14 protein-coding genes and 1 pseudogene are annotated in these 16547 nt (G+C 46.4%); 10 read left to right on the top strand and 5 right to left on the bottom strand.

Going from position 1 to position 16547, the window contains the following annotated elements; translation table 11 throughout:
* The first annotated feature begins 66 nt into the window (after positions 1-66).
* The 5 genes and pseudogenes from QUA80_RS25790 to QUA80_RS25770 all read left to right on the top strand — a co-directional run.
* Positions 67-840, top strand: coding sequence for an ABC transporter permease (locus tag QUA80_RS25790; RefSeq protein WP_333427844.1), 774 nt, complete (start codon positions 67-69; stop codon positions 838-840).
* 116 nt (positions 841-956) lie between these two features.
* Positions 957-1856, top strand: a complete 900-nt coding sequence (locus tag QUA80_RS25785) for an ABC transporter ATP-binding protein (protein WP_333427843.1) — start codon at positions 957-959, stop codon at positions 1854-1856.
* 454 nt (positions 1857-2310) lie between these two features.
* Complete coding sequence (locus QUA80_RS25780; protein ID WP_333427857.1) at positions 2311-2577, top strand: sulfotransferase; 267 nt, start codon at positions 2311-2313, stop codon at positions 2575-2577.
* Positions 2570-3157 carry a calcium-binding protein gene (locus QUA80_RS25775; RefSeq protein WP_333427856.1) on the top strand — a complete coding sequence of 196 codons (588 nt, stop codon included), beginning with the start codon at positions 2570-2572 and terminating at the stop codon, positions 3155-3157. Before QUA80_RS25780 ends, QUA80_RS25775 begins: the two co-directional genes overlap by 8 nt.
* A gap of 12 nt (positions 3158-3169) precedes the next feature.
* Positions 3170-3478 (top strand): annotated as a pseudogene (locus QUA80_RS25770) (calcium-binding protein); the annotation flags it as partial.
* Positions 3479-3621: 143 nt separating this feature from the next.
* Here the strand turns inward: QUA80_RS25770 and QUA80_RS25765 are convergent.
* Complete coding sequence (locus QUA80_RS25765) at positions 3622-4605, bottom strand: GNAT family N-acetyltransferase (protein ID WP_333427842.1); 984 nt, start codon at positions 4603-4605, stop codon at positions 3622-3624.
* A 748-nt stretch (positions 4606-5353) separates the two neighbouring features.
* Here QUA80_RS25765 and pap point away from each other — a divergent pair.
* A complete protein-coding gene (pap, locus tag QUA80_RS25760; protein ID WP_333427841.1) occupies positions 5354-6841 on the top strand; it encodes a polyphosphate:AMP phosphotransferase in 1488 nt (495 codons plus the stop codon).
* Positions 6842-7195: 354 nt separating this feature from the next.
* On the top strand, positions 7196-8188 hold the full coding sequence (locus QUA80_RS25755) for a YdcF family protein (RefSeq protein WP_333427840.1): 993 nt from the start codon (positions 7196-7198) through the stop codon (positions 8186-8188).
* On the opposite strand, the gene QUA80_RS25750 is transcribed toward QUA80_RS25755, so the two are convergent.
* The gene (locus tag QUA80_RS25750) at positions 8185-8526 is read right to left on the bottom strand and encodes a hypothetical protein (RefSeq protein WP_333427839.1); all 342 of its coding nucleotides are present in this window, start codon (positions 8524-8526) and stop codon (positions 8185-8187) included. The two genes, QUA80_RS25755 and QUA80_RS25750, sit on opposite strands and share 4 nt — an antisense overlap.
* Before the next feature lie 529 nt (positions 8527-9055).
* Between QUA80_RS25750 and glsA the strand changes: the two genes are divergently transcribed.
* The gene (glsA, locus tag QUA80_RS25745; RefSeq protein ID WP_333427838.1) at positions 9056-9982 is read left to right on the top strand and encodes a glutaminase A; all 927 of its coding nucleotides are present in this window, start codon (positions 9056-9058) and stop codon (positions 9980-9982) included.
* A 371-nt stretch (positions 9983-10353) separates the two neighbouring features.
* Here the strand turns inward: glsA and QUA80_RS25740 are convergent, their stop codons facing one another.
* The 3 genes from QUA80_RS25740 to QUA80_RS25730 form a co-directional block, all read right to left on the bottom strand.
* The gene (locus tag QUA80_RS25740) at positions 10354-12168 is read right to left on the bottom strand and encodes an adenylate/guanylate cyclase domain-containing protein (protein ID WP_333427837.1); all 1815 of its coding nucleotides are present in this window, start codon (positions 12166-12168) and stop codon (positions 10354-10356) included.
* Positions 12169-12725: 557 nt separating this feature from the next.
* Entirely contained in the window at positions 12726-13832 is a 1107-nt protein-coding gene (locus tag QUA80_RS25735) for a FecR family protein (protein WP_333427836.1), read from the bottom strand.
* Between the two features lie 416 nt (positions 13833-14248).
* The gene (locus QUA80_RS25730) at positions 14249-14446 is read right to left on the bottom strand and encodes a hypothetical protein (RefSeq protein WP_333427835.1); all 198 of its coding nucleotides are present in this window, start codon (positions 14444-14446) and stop codon (positions 14249-14251) included.
* Between the two features lie 53 nt (positions 14447-14499).
* On the opposite strand from QUA80_RS25730, the gene petP reads away from it, so the two are divergent.
* Together petP and QUA80_RS25720 are read left to right on the top strand one after the other, a co-directional pair.
* Entirely contained in the window at positions 14500-14700 is a 201-nt protein-coding gene (petP, locus tag QUA80_RS25725; RefSeq protein WP_333427834.1) for a cytochrome b6f subunit PetP, read from the top strand.
* Between the two features lie 207 nt (positions 14701-14907).
* The gene (locus QUA80_RS25720) at positions 14908-16002 is read left to right on the top strand and encodes a Get3/ArsA fold putative tail anchor-mediating ATPase NosAFP (RefSeq protein WP_333427833.1); all 1095 of its coding nucleotides are present in this window, start codon (positions 14908-14910) and stop codon (positions 16000-16002) included.
* Positions 16003-16547 lie beyond the last annotated feature (545 nt).

The raw sequence follows: 16547 nt of genomic DNA, 5'->3' as shown, positions 1-16547 counted from the left end.
GACTGTATCATAAAATATTAACTTTAATTTTTGATTCCAGACAATAACAATGCTAACAAACTTAAGATGAAATACTGGTATGAAACCCTCGCTGTAGCGCAGCGAATTTTAATAGAATTGGGAAGGCGAAAACGCAGTTTAATTTTTTGGGGTATCTTTCCGATTTCTATCTTGATTATTAACGCTTTAATTTTAGCAGAACGCGCGCAACTGACAACAGCAAAAGCTTTGGAAACAGCCGCCCCTGCAAGCTTAGTAGGAGCTGCTTTATTTTTTAGCTGTCTCGGCGGTAGCGTAGCAACCGTAGTAGCAGAGCGAGAACAGCATACTCTCAAACGCTTGTTTATTTCCCCCCTGAGCGGCACTTCCTACTTTTTAGGGATTTTTATTGCTCACAGTTGCATCGGTATCGGTCAGGTAATTTTAGTATATACGATCGCCTCTTGTTTAGGAGCACAATTTCAAGGCTCTATCCTGTTAGGATGTGCGATTATTCTGCTGAGTATAGCATCTTATGTAGGTGTAGGCTTTATTCTCGGCACCCAGTTTGCGAGGCGCACTGAAGATGTCAACTCGCTAGTAGCCGCTTTCGGCGTTCCTTTGTTGATTTTAGGAGGCGCATTTTTGCCAACTTCGCTGTTTCCCAAAAGTCTGCTGGAACTCGCCCAGTACAATCCAGTTTATCACATGAACGAAGCGCTGATGGGCGTGTGGGCTGACGGCAAAGATTTGGCTGATATTGCAGAACACTTTTGGTATTTATTCATATTTGCTATTGCCATGATTGCAGGTGGATGGCTTTCTTACCGCAGGATGCTGAGAGTAGAAAGAAGACTTTAAAACTATCTCATTATGTCGTAATTATTCATCTCTCTCTTCTCTTCCTCTGCGCCCTCTGCGGTTTAATCGTTCAGAAACAACCGTAAATATATAAAATAATACGGAGAATTAAAGCAGTGCTGCAAATAGAAAAGCTAAATAAGTCCTATGGCGAGCGTTCAGTGCTTCAAGATTTAACACTGCACATTCAAGCTGGAGAAATTTACGGTTTGCTCGGACCAAACGGGGCTGGCAAAACTACAACTATCAATATTTTATGCAATTTGCTAAATGCCGACAGCGGCAAAGTTTCCATCAATGGCGAAACTGTTTCCGAAGCTACCAAATTATTAATAGGTGTAGCGCCCCAAGAAAATTTGCTTTACAAAAGCCTTAGCTGCGAAGAAAATCTCAACTTTTTTGCTCAAATTTACGGCTTAGAGCGCAAGCAGCGGCGCTATCAAGTAAGACACTGTTTGAAAGCAGTAAATTTGACAGATAGAGCTACCAGCCCCGTGGAAACTTTGAGCGGAGGAATGCAGCGCCGTTTGAATATTGCCGTGGCTTTGGTACACCAGCCTAAATTAGTAATTTTAGATGAACCGACAACGGGTTTAGATATTGAGGCCCGCTACGAAATTTGGGATTTAATTCAGCGCTTGCAATCGGAAGGAATTACAATTTTGCTGACAACTCACTTATTGGATGAAGCTGAGCGGCTGTGTCAGAGAATCGGGATTCTGAAAAATGGCAGTATTGTGGCTGAGGGCAGTTTGGAGGAGTTGCAAAAACTGATTCCGGCTCAAGAAATTATCGTCGTAAAAACCGACGAAGAAGCTGAAGTCATCGCCCGCGCTAAACAATACAGTTTCATCCCCCGCCGCTACGGTAGCGATTTAGCTTTTTGGCTGCCGGAACGTTTAGAGTTAAAAGAAATTATTTTGCTGTTCGACGGGATTTCTATTGATTCAATCGCTCGTTATCCGGTGCGGTTAGAACATATTTATGTAGAAGTGACTAAACAAACTGTATCCTAATCCGCGTCCATCTGCGTATATCCGCCCACATCTGCGGTCAAAAATTCCAGAGTAATCAACAAGAGCGATGTCTAGGTTGTAAAAATATCGTCAACCTTAATGCTGTCTGGCAAAATAGCCAATAAAAACTCGCTAAAACAAATAAGCCCTCATACCCACAACCTCTCTTGGATATCTAAATTATATCCTCATGCCAAAGATCCAACTTTTCCGACTTTACGATCCGACTTTTCCGACTTTTCCGACTTTACAGAGGCAGGAACCCGAAGCAATTATAGAGATAGGGAAAGCCAACCTACGATGTCTAAACTGTAAAGATATTGTAAACCTGGATGTTGTGTTGCGAAAGGTTAAATAAAAAGATGCTAGAAAAGATATGTTTTTAGCGTGAGGCACTTAAGTTGTATTTTAAGTTGCATTTAATGTTAGAAAAACCCATTCCCCCACGATGCCAGTGAACTTCCACTTCATATCAGGACTACCCCGCTCAGGCTCTACTTTACTGGCTGCACTACTACGACAAAATCCCCGCTTTCACGTTGCTATGACTAGCCCCGTCGAATGTTGCGGCACCCACACCCGCACCAGCCCCCGCACCCACACCCGCACCCGCACCAGCCCCCGCACCCGCACCAGCCCCCGCACCAACACCAACCCCTGCAGAAACACCGACGCCAACACCATCGGTAACGCCAACACCAACAACCAACAACATCCCTAACGATGATTGCATCTGCGATGACATTGCGTATCCCAATTTAAACCAACCCAATGCAGTTGAAAATACCATACTCGGTGTATCGGGAATTCAAATAGGCACTGCCCAAAACGATGAATTTCTCGGCACTAACAACGGCAATATATTCGATGCGAAATCCGGGGATGACAACTTATATGGTGGTGGTGCCAATGACATCTTCAACGCCAATCAAGGCAACGACTTCATCGCCGGAGGCAAAGATGACGACATCCTCTATGGAGATGAAGGAAACGACTTCATTCTTGGCGAATCGGGTAACGATTTAATCTTCGGAGGCAAAGGCAATGACTTGTTACATGGTCGCGAAGGGCATGACATCCTTTATGGCAACAAAGATGATGACTTCATCGATGGTGGCAAGAATAATGACACCTTATATGGAGGCAAAGGTGACGACATCATGCTGGGCAGTCTAGGTGATGACTACCTGTTTGGACAGTTAGATTCGGATACCATCTGCGGCGGTGAAGGTAATGACTTAATCAACGGTGACGAAGGAGCAGATATCCTGGGAGGGTGTGAAGGAAATGATACTCTTTAGGGAGGTTTAGATAACGATACTCTCACGGGTGGGAAAGGCGACGATTTGCTTGACGGAGGCATTGGGAATGATAGTTTGATTGGTGGTAGCGATAACGATATCTTTGCCTTAAAAGCTGGTCAAGGATTTGATATCATCGCTGATTTTATCCTGGGTCAAGACTTGATTGGATTAAGTGGAGGTTTGAGTTTTGGTCAGTTAGCAATCACTCAAAATACTCAGGGAACTCTCATCAAGAATCTCTCGACAGGAGAGGAGTTATGTGTGATGATTGGAGTGAGTGCCAATGCGATAACATCGGCTAATTTCATGCTGGTTTAGGAAAGGAAGAAAAAGTCCGATCGCCCCTTTAGTAAAAAAGGGCGATCGCACTTAGCCCAAAAGTCGATCGCCAAATTCGATCGCACTTGAAAACCCCGACTTCTTTAAGCCGTCGGGATTATCGCCTTCGCTGCCAACCTTTTCTAAACAGTCTTAGCCCACTCGATCCAAGTTTCCATGGGGCGGAAACCGACTGATTTGTAAAGATTTGTCGCGCCTGTCAAACTATCAGCATCGACGCTGAGTTTAGCTGTGTTTGCACCTGCTGCTTTCAACTTATGCAAACCAGCTAATAGCATCGCTTTTCCTAAACCCATTTTCCGAAATTCGCGCCGCGTACCCAACAATTCAATCCAACCGTTTTTTGTGCCGCTGCGGGCGTTTTTTTGGGGTTTGATCTGACAGTCGCAGAAAGCTGCAAATTTGCGTGAAGCGAAGCTATCCCGCAGGGAATCGCCCGAAACAGCAATCAAGTCTAATTCCGGCTGATAATTCGGATCTTGCATCCAGTAACGCACGGTTTCCGCAGTTAAATCGTGGTGATTCCAGTGATCGATAAATGACTGGTTGAACATCTCTACCCAAGGTTGGATGTCTTGTTCTCCGGATACGTGAGTTAGGGCAAAATCTGCGGGAAATTCCGGTGTGGGAATCGGTTCGGCGAGGGATCGGGCCATTGTCCAAAAATAGCGATCGACCTCAAAGCCCTGTTTCTCTAACAGCCGCATCTCATCGGTTTTATCCTCACGGCTGTATGTACGCAATTTTGCCGGCAGATTGCGTTCTTTTCTTACTTCGCGCAGCCGTTTTTCGGCCCATTTAATGATATCTTTTTCCAACCCTACGCCGCGCAGGTTTGGATGCACGTAAAACCAGAGACAAGCGTCGATTTCAGCGGGGGAATCGGGCATATCTAGGAGTGCTAAACCGATGAGTTTGTAATTACCATCTTCCCATAATTGTACGTCGCGGGCTTTGTCGAGTTTGGGTGCATCAAGTATTAGCTTGAGTTCAGTTGCTGAGACTTCTTCGCCGAGTCTATCTACTGCTTCGCAAGCATCGATTAAATTGGCGATCGCGCACCAGTCAGTTTCGCCTTTGTAACAGCGTGTTGTCAAGATATTCATAAAAAACTTGCAATCCGTAATTTCGGACTGTTCCTATTAATTGGTATTGGCAAACAAGTACAGTAATTCAGACATTTTGAACAAATGTCAGTAACAGGCTTTCCGGCCTGTTCCACAAGAAATAAATTTTCTTGTGGGGCGGGTTCGCGTGACCGCAGCTAAACCGCTTTTAGTATTTGAGAATGGTGTCGATAAAACTCAGAAACCTGTTTATATCACTCAGGCTTTCAGGTTTTATCTAATTAGGCAATCATAAAAATTGGTTGGCCGTTAGGGGCTAGTTTTGTAGGTGAGCTTAGGGCTAGATGTTGATGAGTCGCGCTCTCTTTCGTTACCAAGCCTGGTGCTTAAGTAACTACTATTGTTTGAATAAAGTTTCTACAGCTAAGTAAAGAAGTTGTCACCCCCACAGGGTAGTTGATTTTTACTTTTGCTCTCTTTTACACTAAATCGTTTTTCGGGATTTTTTGCTCCTCCTGTTAACTCGCCCGAGCGGGGGAGGGTAGAAGTTGAACTTATTTAAAAGTTACCTATTTCAACTATAACCTAAGCCGTTTTTTTTGGCAAGTTTAAAATTGAGGGAATCTTGCTAGTGTTAACGAGGCTGCGATTTGAGGGCAGGATCGATCGCGCGTTAAACCTGCCGTAACTGTAATTTTTATAACGTTTTTCCCGGATTTGAGGATTTAATTTTATCCAAACGTTAAACTAACGTTAAACTGTTTTCTCAGATTTATATGAGGTAAATATGCTGGACAACCTCGATTTAGATATCTCCCTCGATAAAGAAACCTACGATGCCAAGATAGAAGTTTTAATGAAACAGTTGCGATCGCTCCAACAGGCCTGCTGGGAAAAAAAATTGCCCGCAATTATCGTCCTCGAAGGTTGGGCAGCCGCGGGCAAAGGCGCTTTAGTCAAACAAATGGTAGGGTATATGGACCCGCGGGGGTTTGCCGTCCACCCGATTTGGCCGCCGTCAGCAGCAGAAATGGGCTATCCTTTTCTGTGGCGGTTTTGGCAGAAACTTCCGGCCCGCGGCAAAATAGGTTTTTTCTACCACAGTTGGTACACTCATGTTTTAGAAGACCGGTTGTTCGATCGAGTTTCTGACGCCCAAGTACCCACAGTCATCAGGCAAATCAATGCTTTCGAGCGGCAGATGGTAGATGACGGCGCGGCAATTGCCAAATTTTGGATTCACCTGAGCAAAAAAGAACTCAAGCAGCGGCTCAAAAAACTAGAAGACGACACCTTACAAGCTTGGCGAGTGCGGCCCGAAGACTGGAAACAAGCAAAAAAATACGAAGAATACACAGCTTTGGCAGAAGAAATGGTAGCCCAAACCGGCACGGGTCCGGCACCTTGGACGCTAGTAGAAGGCGATTGTCAACGGTGGGCGAGAGTCAAAGTTTTAACGCAAATGGCAGCGACAATTACAGAAGCCTTAGACAGACTGCCGATGCAATCTGCACCCGTAAAATTCCCGCCTCAAGAAAGGTTGCAACCTACCGAACCCGACTTGCTGGCCCAAGTAGATTTAACTCAATCACTGTCGCCCGAGGAATACAAACAGCAACTTCGCGAGGAACAAACCCGTTTTGGCAAACTGCAACAAAGCATTTACGAAGAAGAAATCCCTGTGTTAGTGATGTTTGAAGGTTGGGACGCCGCCGGTAAAGGAGGAGCAATCAAACGCTTGACGGACGTATTAGACCCCCGCAGTTATACCGTTAATGCCTTTGGGACCCCGACGGACGAAGAAAAAGCCCACCCATACCTCTGGCGGTTCTGGCGACGGCTGCCAACGGCTGGTAAAATCAGCATTTGCGATCGCAGTTGGTATGGTAGAGTGCTCGTCGAGCGAGTCGAAGGATTTGCCGCCGAACCCGAATGGCGCCGAGCTTATCAGGAAATCAACGAATTTGAGGAGCAACTCACCAGTTTCGGTTGTGTCTTAGTTAAATTCTGGCTGCACCTGAGTCCTGACGAGCAACTAAAGCGGTTTACAGAGCGGCAAAACAATCCATTTAAACAATACAAACTCACCGAGGAAGATTGGCGGAATCGGGAAAAGTGGAATTATTATGAAGTGGCGGTGAATCAAATGATTCAGCGTACCAGCACGCCGCTTGCTCCCTGGACGCTAATTGCGGCCAATAACAAGTATTATGCTCGTGTTAAAGTAATTCAAACGGTAACGCAGGCAATTCGGAATCAACTGAAGCGCCGATAAATTGGGATTGGTGAATCGGTAACAGGTAATGGGGAAAAAAGTAGGCAGAACAAAGCAGGCTTGAATTGTCAATTCCACCTGCGGCGCGCTCGATCCATTACCAATTACCAATCAACCATTACCAGTTATCAATTACCAATTAACTGTCAGCAATCTGTGACTGGAAGTAGCGGGCTTGCACCCTGCAACCAATAGTTGATAGCTGACCGGAATCGAGCATCAGGATAAATGCGATCGGACTGCGTTATTGGCGAAAGTTAAAAACCCACCGAGGGCCGTATTTCCTCCCGCAGCTATATTCGCGCTCGTTTCCAAACTTCTGTACTAATTTATGAAGACACAGAATATTGCAAGATGCCAGAACTATTAGCTCGCATTCTATTTCTATTCCTCCTTTTCTCACTGATCAAATCGTGGTGGGATCAATCAGGAGGCAAAGACAATCCATTATTAGACCGGCTGCGTGTTTTGTTGCTGATCAGCCTTTTGTTCCTGGCTTTTTTTGCACCAGATACGCCAGTAGGAGCCGCGATTTTCAGCCTAATAGCCTTCTTCTTTAAGCCGTTGGGTTTTTCCATCACGCTGCTGGTGATTGCATCGGCGCTGATCACGAACGGGGGCATCCGCAACCCGGCGCCGAGAATGATCCTGGCAGCCCTGCTAGTTTTGATCCTTTCGAGTATGCCAGTTGTCGCTTACTGGTTCGCCGACCAAGCAGAACGGGACGCTGCTGCGGCATCCCGCACAGTTTGCTGCGACGAAACAGCCGCGGCTATCGTCCTGCTGGGCAAGGGAACCACTCAGCCTCACCTTCCCAACCGAGTGGCGATTCAACTGACAGATACAGGCAATCGCCTGCCCTATGCTGCCGTTTTGTACAGCAAAAAAGTGGCACCTATGGTCATCGTTACCGCTGGCCCGAGACCCGAGTTGGAGGGTTATGTTGGCGAAGCTAAGGATATCGAGACTTTGCTGGCAAACAACATGGGCGTGCCGCGCAGCAGTATCGTGCTCGACGATAACGGCAGCAACATACGTACCAGCGCTCAAGAAGTGAGAAAAATACTCGACAGCCGCGGCGCGCCGCGGAAAGTAATCCTGGTAACATCTGCGATTCAGATGCGCCGTGCCAGCCTCGCTTTTGCGAATATGGGAATCCAGGTAATTCCTAGGGCTACCGACTTCTACACTTTTCAACCCACCTCAGGAGGAAAATCCAGACTGCGTTTAGACGCGGGAGATTTTTTGCCTAGTGCAGAAGCTTTGGTAACTACGACGCGAGTATTCGATGAATATTTCGGGTCTTTCTATTACTATTTGCGCGGCTGGCAAGCTCCCAGGGCCTAAAGTGGCAAGTTGCTGGTGTTTTTTTGAGGCAACAGCGACTGCTCCCCAGATTGGTTTAACATCTGATGAGAAGAAGACCTTTGTGGGGAGCTGTATTTTCTCATTCCGGCGGGGTCGCCGACAATCAAGTTTGCCATGAATGCAAACAATACCCAAAAGATAACTGGCTCCCACTCGGATTTTTTGGGCGGTGCTTCTGGGGTTTTGACGGATTCAACGTTGACTTTGATGTCTAGTTTGCCTTCAATTTCTTTGCCTTTGAGAACTCCGTCCTTGCACACACCCTTAAAAATCATGGGAGCGGGCTTTGGTGCTTCTGCTTTCGGTTCTTCTGCCATTTTTTTATCTTGGTTTTGGTAGATCCGGTTGGATAGTACATTCTCAGAGGTTCGGGGGGTTTCCGGAAAGGATTTGCCGAACTCTGAAAGAATTAAGTTAAATATGCACCCCGCCCCTTGCTGGGGCTTAAACATAAGAATCTGAAGGCATTTCAAGCTAGTGCTTGTTTGTTTTGGCTGGCAGCTTTGCCTTGAAGCTGCTAATTACCTATCTGGGTGAAGGGGAGGTTTTTATGCAAAGTACAGGTTTTTTTATGAAAAATTGTCAATAAATTTATTTGCTCCCTCCGAGCCCAAACGTCAACAGCCTTAAATAAGCTGTCCCGCGTCTCGCGTTGTATTTTTCGGGCAGGCGGGGCACCACACAAAAATTTCATCAAATTATGAGCTTGCCTTATCTCTCCGAAGAAACGCGGTTTCTGCCAGCAGAGAACCCAAGTGACGCAATTCGGTTAATCAACCGGGTTTACGGCTCAATATTGCGCCAGGAATGCCAATCTAAAATCTCAAACAATCTAAATAATCGAGAGTGAAAATATCCACCAGTCAACTATCTTCCTTGGAACCGGAACAACTGGCAGCTTGGGCAAAAGAGGCAATAAATCGCAGTAAATCAGGTCAAATACCCGCGTACATACCTCTCCTTGCGCGAGCCGACAGAGAAGGGTTTGCCGTGCAAATTCGGGCAAGCGACGGTCAAATTTTGAGCTGGGGCAGCATTGCTCAAACATTCCCGCTGATGAGTGCAGTCAAGCCCTTCGTCCTGCTTTATTTGCTGTGCGAATTGGGCGAAAAAACGGTGTTTGACTGCGTTGGCTGCGAGCCTTCGGAACTGCCTTTCAATTCCCTAACTCAACTCGAAATAGACCAAGGGAAGCCGAGAAACCCGATGATTAATAGCGGGGCGATCGCCCTAGCGTCTTTGATACCGGGTCAAAATGCTGTGTCGCGCTGTCAAAACTTGCTCCAGTGGTTAAATCAACAGGCAAACAGTCAGTTATTTGTTGACGAGTTAATGCTCGATTCGGTGAAGACAAATCCGAATCAAAATAATTGGAATCTCGCCTTAAAAATGGTAGAATCGGGTTATATTCAAAATGCGGAAATTGCTTTAGAAACTTACAATCGCGTCTGCTGTTTGTCGGGAACAGTGGAGGATTTAGCCAAGCTGGGAATGGTTTTGGTAAATAGCGGCGATCGAGCAATGGGGGAAAACTGCCGTACTGTCAAAGCACTGATGGCAACTTGCGGTTTGTATGAAGCGTCCGCCCGCTTTGCGCTGCGGGTGGGACTGCCGGCTAAGTCGGGAGTTAGCGGGGCAATGCTTTCGGTAATTCCGGGTCAGGGTGCGATCGGCTTTTACAGTCCGCCCCTGGATCGAGAGGGAAATTCTCTCGGTGGCTTATTTTTGTTAGAAAAAATAGCTAAAACTTTGCGACTCAGCGTATTTGATTAGATGAGATGGCACTTTTATTTTCCCTTTAATTCCCCCAAAATATTGGCAATTAGGAAACAATATAATTTCGTAGGGGCGGGTTTGATCACAATATCTAATCAGTACAAACAAGCTTAATAAACCCGCCCCCACACCGCTAATAATCTACATCAACCAATACGGGCGATCGCCTGAAAAAAATGTATATTTCGATTTACCGTGGGGCGGGGGCGGGTTTTTGAGATTATTTGTTTGAGGCGTAGATTGTCGAAAAACCCGCCCCTACAACCAATATTTTAATTCCCCAGTATCAAGTAATTGGGCCTAATTAACAGGACATAATATCACAACTAATGCCCCATGCCCCATGCCCCATGCCCCATGCCCGATAACTAATGCTTTTCGCCCAAAATAGCATAAACCACAGTCTTTTCTTTTTTGCCCCGCAATTGAATCGCTCCTACTTTTTGGCCTTCGTAGCGATCGCGCACGTAAGAAAAAGTCCTAGCCGTCACCAACAAATTAAAAGGACTGTCAGAAACAATTTCCTTATTCATCGCCTCCAATCTAGCAGCAACGTTGACAGCATCGCCGATCACAGAATAATTCAAACGCCGGGAACCCCCCACGCTGCCAGCAACTAACTGCCCGGTATGCAAACCGATGCCAAACTTAATTAAAGGTTTGCGTTCGCTTCTAAGCTGCTGGTTAAGTTGGTGCAGCCGTTCGTGCATCGCAATGCAAGCGGCAACTGCATTCAAAGCATCTTGTTGAACTTGTCGATATTCAGTATGGCAAAAAGGCACTCCAAAAACTGCCATAATTGCATCGCCAATGTATTTATCTACAACGCCACCGTGATCCATAATACAGTTGGTCATCGCTTCCAAATAATTGTTCAACCAGGTGAGCAAATCTCGCGGCCGCATTTTTTCTGAAATCGAAGTAAAACTGCGAATATCCATAAACAGCACTGTTGCTGTCAGTTCTTGAGGTTCGAGTTCTCCCTGTTCAAATATCTCCGCTTTGCGTTCCCAAATAAGCTGAGCAGTTTCCGGAGCGACGTGCTTTTCAAATAACCTCATCAACTGCTGTTTTTCGTACTGTTCCCGCAGTTGCAAAGCAGTGCTAGATAAAATGATGGTGCCGATAGGTGCGGCAATCGGAACCCACCAAAAAAAGAAGCCAAATAACAAAGCAGCAGCCCCAATCCAAATTATAGGCAAACCGAGAGCGATCGCAATTCTCTCTTTAACACCTCGGTTGCTCAGAACCAAAGCGGTCAGCGGGCCAATCCCCAACAATAACAAAATTTCTACGAGTACCGGCAGCCGCAACAGAAAGCGTTGATTGAGCAAATTGTCAACCAATGCTGCATATAAATAAACCCCAGCCGTAGTCTTGTTTAGAGGTGAAGATATCGGGTCGAAACCGGTAGCAACTATGCCCACTAACACTAACTTATTGGTGAGGGCATCTGCGGGAATGTTACCTTCTACGACATCAACAAAAGCATAGGTAGGTAGATTTTCTGTTTTCCCCGGCCAGTTAACCCAGGCTTTTTTTTGCGGCTTATTTTTTGACTGTGGGAACCATACTGGATCTTGGGGATTAGCAGCATTGTACCTGTGAATCATGGCTAAACCGAAATTAGGAACCCCGTTGAGAAAGATTTTTGACACGCGGGTAATACCGTCGCTATCGGCTTCTTGGCCGATGTGGCCGACACCTGCGGCGGCTGCTTTTAAAGATGCTACGGGTTCTTCTTTGATGGTTCTAGGGAGTACAACTTTGCCGTTGGCGGCGATTGCAGCGGCTAAAATATCATCTTTCGGACTCGGATCGAGGAAAAGAATGTCAAAACCAACGGCTGTGGGGGGAGATTTTTTCAGCGCTTCTAGCAGTTGGGCGTAGCGGTTGCGAGGCCAAGGAAATTTACCGTATTCCTGCAAGGAATGCCGTTCGATCGCAATTACCGCAATTCTTGAGTCCCATCCGGGATTTGGTAATATACCCGATTCTCGAATTTGAAATAGCGTTTTGTATCCCAAATATTCTAGCGGCTTCCACATTCCCAGTTGCAGCATGGCTACAGAAACAATACCTACTACTGCCCCTGTCATCCAGGGAGGGTTTGTGGTTATATATTGCCGGAGACCGATCAGTTGATTGTGTTTAAGATGCTGAATCCATTCTTTGAACTTCATGCAATTAATTTGACGAAATAATTGACCTTCGAGTCTGACCTGGGAGAGGAGTTATATCAATTCTCAACGAGTCGTAAATTTTTTACCTCATCCCAACCCTCCCCCGATCGAGGTCCGGGAGTAAGAAATTCACAAATGATGCGAGGATTGCTATCTATCTATTCCGGTTGTACTCCTCTTGATAGTTGACTCTTGACTCGGTATCTAAAAACTGAATGTTTGAGTGTTAACTGTTGACTGAATTTGATTATTTCGATGCAACCGGAAACGATATTAGAGTTATGAATTTTTACCATACCGTAAGGGCGAAGCTTTGGCGCAAAGTTTCTTGATTTTGACTAATCTGTTAGGTCTCTAAATTCTATTTTTGGGCTGGTTCCATGACCCACTCACAAGAATTGCATCAAACTTGACTTTAAGATGTAGTTGCGCCTGCGCTTGCGGAGTTTCACGGCAAAATGCTTCGGCCCTACAGGAAATAATCAACTCAAATAAGACTTACGATTTAACTCAATTCCTCAGAGACAGACCGCGCATTTTAGTCTGAGATCGGTGGTTTATGGAACGGCGAGGCTGTAATGCCTTTCTGTGACTGACGGGCCTCGCACTACGATTTTGAGGCGGCGGCTTGGAGGTAAAATTCCTTGGATTTTGAAGTTGCCCTTTCGATCGATCTTAATTGCTTCGTTATTGACATAAATTATGTCGATCGGGTTAATTTGACCGCTGAAGCGATAGATATTGCCGCTGAGTCTCCCCAAACTGCGGACTTTGAGTTTAGCTAGGCGAGGGATCGCTGAAGGCTCTAAGGGCGAGGTTTGAGCGAAAATAGTCGTGGCGCTGCCGCTGTTGACAACTACTTCCGAGTCGCTGCTGCTGGATACTGCGACTGCACCTTCAATAGTTTCGACTGCGGTTTTGCCTTCGCCGACACTGATGCCAAAGGATGTGCCGCGGACTCCGGCAACGCCTTCTGGGGTTTCAACCCTTACTGGGGCAGCTTTGGCAGAACTTTTTTGTTGGGCAATTTGACTGGATTTGTCGAGTCCGCTGAAGGTATTGAGCGCGGCTATTTGGTTTGGCGGGATAATTTTTGAGGTGTTGGCTGCGGGAGTTGTCGCAGCAGTTTTGCCGATCGACAACCTGACTCGCCCCCTGCTGACAAAAATCGCTGTGTCTTTTTCGCCACCTGCACTGCTTGACAAATTGGATATTCTGACTGAGGTTTTTTCGGCAACTTCCACGATCCCGGTGTTGTTGTCAATGCCTAAACGGGCTGTGGAATCCGGGCCGGTGATGATTTCGTCTCCGGGGGCAAGCAGCCGATCGCCCACAACCGCCGGCCGCCCTTTAAAGCTGACTGTACCGCGAAATTCTTCTATTTCCAGCGATCGTCCGGCCGCTGTTCCCTGGGCGTTTATTGTCTCTGCTGGCGATGGATGTGCCGCCGCTGTTATCGGATTTTTTGGAGATTTTGAACCTGTTAGCAGTGCTGGCGGTCGAGCGCCTGAGACAATTTTAGTAGTGTTGGACGGCTGTGTGGGGGATGGAGAGAGCGGACTGGCGATCGTCCCGCGAAAGGGCGACAGACTCGCGAGCACAGCCAAGGACAAACTTAGGACCGGAATTTTGGTCGATCGCCAGCACGAAAAAATTTTATTCATTATTTAAATTTTGTGATCTTGAAGTTCCTTGACTTCATTTGCTCTCTTAGACTCCCTAAATCCGGCAAGCGTTCCACTTTTTATGCGGTAATACAACAGCCAAAATAGACTTTCTCAACCTGAAATTTTAGCATTAATTTTTTTTTATGTTCATATTTTAGTAAACTGTTACAAGATGGCAGTTTACTAAAATATTACCTTGGGGAAACTTGGCCAGCCAGACTCAAAGTGCTTTGCAGTATGGATTTTAGCCGAGGTCAACTTTAGAGAGCGCAGATTTATATATAGCAAACATAAAATTAATTACTGCTTCAGAATGCCTTTTGGCTTCTACCGGAAGGATGACTAATTGGGGAGAAATCCTGTAGTTGTGGCAATTAATAAAAAGATGGTTTTTGCGAAGGGATAAAAAATAATTATCTTCGTGGTGCGCGAGAGTCTGGGAGTTGAGCTTGCCGCTGTGGAACCTGATGAGGCAAACCCAAGCGAATTAAGGACACGATCGACCAACTCTGACTAGAATAGCGTTTTTTAGGGAAAGTTGGTCGAAATTTCGATGGAAAATCATCGCGGGCGATCGCTTGCTGGCGTTGCTGTTCGGAAGTAGACGCCAAACTGTAAAATGGACGGTTGTATATAGGTTATATAGAGCAGGAGAACAATTTCAGTGGCAATAGAAGTAGGTCAGAGAGTGAAGGTGCGCCGTCTCAGAGATCGGATACCTGCAAATATGGTGGGCAAGATAAAGGAGAATCCAGTAGGCACTGTTGACGGATTCAAAATGGTTGACGGTAGCGGAGTAGGCGTGGTTGTCAAGTTTGACGGTTTTGCGACTTGGTTCTTTGAAGATGAGCTAGAATCCGTTTAACAGATGTAGAAGGAAGGGGGGCACGACACGGATTCGGACACGGATACACGGATTGAATATAACTGTGTTTCCTTTCGTCTCCTACTCTTCCCCTCTCCCACTCTCCCACTCGCCGACTCTCCTCTTCCTTCACTCTACTCCTCCCCCACTCTGGCTGAAGGTTGCGCTTAAATGTTAAAGAGTAAGCTTTGGCAGTGAGAACAGAAAATGGCTTTGATTTTGACATTTTTGGGCAAAGGCGGCACTGGCCGCAGCACGATCGCGATCGCAACAGCTAAAAAATATGCGGCTCAAGGCAAGCGAGTTCTGCTGCTCGGCCAAGATCCGGGCCCTGCATTGGGTATTCTGCTAGGGGTTCCCCTGACTATCAACCCCCAGGAAATCGCCCCCAACCTCAAAGCAGTTCAGGTGCAAAGCGCGCCGCTGCTAGAACGCAGGTGGGACGAAGTTAAAAAGTTGGAAGCTCAATATGTCCGCACTCCCTTTTTCAAGCAGATTTACGGTCAAGAATTAGGAGTGTTACCGGGAATGGACAGCGCGCTGGCGTTGAACGAACTTCGGGAATACCAGGACAGCAAACAATACGATGTAATTGTTTATGACGGCAATGGCGGCATGGATACGCTGCGGATGCTGGGAATGCCGGAAATTTTGAGTTGGTATATCCGTCGCTTCCGTCAAGCTTTGGTAGATTCGGATTTGGGTAAAGCTTTGTCGCCTTTTATTCAGCCGGTTTTCAGTACCGTGTTAACTGTGGATTTGTCTGGGGATAATCCTTTTCAATCTACTAAGCAAGTCGATAATCTTTTGGATAAGGGTAAGGAAGCGCTGGCAGATCCGAACCGCACGGCGGCTTTTTTGGTGACGACTGGGGATGCAAGCGCGATCGCAACTGCGCGCTATCTTTGGGGAAGTTCTCAACAAGTTGGTTTGACTGTGGGCGCTGTCATTGTCAATCAAGCACCGGTTACAGAAGCTATTACTGGCGATTTCGATCCTTTGACGGCTGTTTCGGTTCCGGCGCACAGTGACAATAACTGGCAGCCGCTAATTGATGCTTTGCCAGATTTTTCTGAGGCCGCAAAAGCTCCTAAACCAATTAACATAAACATTGCACAGCGTCAAGTTAGTTTGTTTTTGCCTGGGTTTGACAAGAAAGAAATTAAATTGATTCAATCGGGGCCGGAAGTGACGATCGAAGCGGGGGATCAGCGGCGCAATATTTTGCTGCCTCCGGCGCTAACTGGGAAATCTGTTACTGGTGCTAAGTTCCAAAACGGTTACTTGATTATTTCTTTTTAGGGTTAGGAAGAAAGCGCTCTCAGAGATTTTGACACGGATACACTGAAGAATTATCGAGTTCTCTAATATCATGTCTCGTTGATTCGCGATCGTAGAATTGGTGCGATCGTAGCGGCGGGTTTCCCAAACCATAATCGCCGGAAAAAAACAATCTCGATAACCCGCCCCCACCCAACGAACAATCGAAATGTACATTCAGATTCGCCGTGGGGCGGGGGCGGGTTTATTTATCCTTTGAATGATTGCAAATATTTCAGGTGGAACCCGCCCCTTGTATCTTAAAAGAGTGAGGACGGTCGATCGCTACCTCAGGCGATCGATCTGTCATATCAATTCCGCTCTTCATCGGAATGATATAAACGGAGGACACGCCACGGCGCCGTGTCGAAAGCTTATCATAAGGAGTGCAGCCGGAAACGATATCAGTCAGTCCCTCAATGTGTCAATCAGGCAATCGTACCGAAAATCATACCATTTTTCTAAAGTTATGCTAGAGTTACCTGAAAAGTAAAGGAGAATATTAAAATGTCTGGGCGTCCTCATAT

It is taken from the genome of Microcoleus sp. F4-D5, from assembly GCF_036704885.1.
Lineage (GTDB): Bacteria > Cyanobacteriota > Cyanobacteriia > Cyanobacteriales > Microcoleaceae > Microcoleus.
Note: the sequence above shows the minus strand (reverse complement) of the source record. Positions and strands in the feature narration are given on the sequence as shown.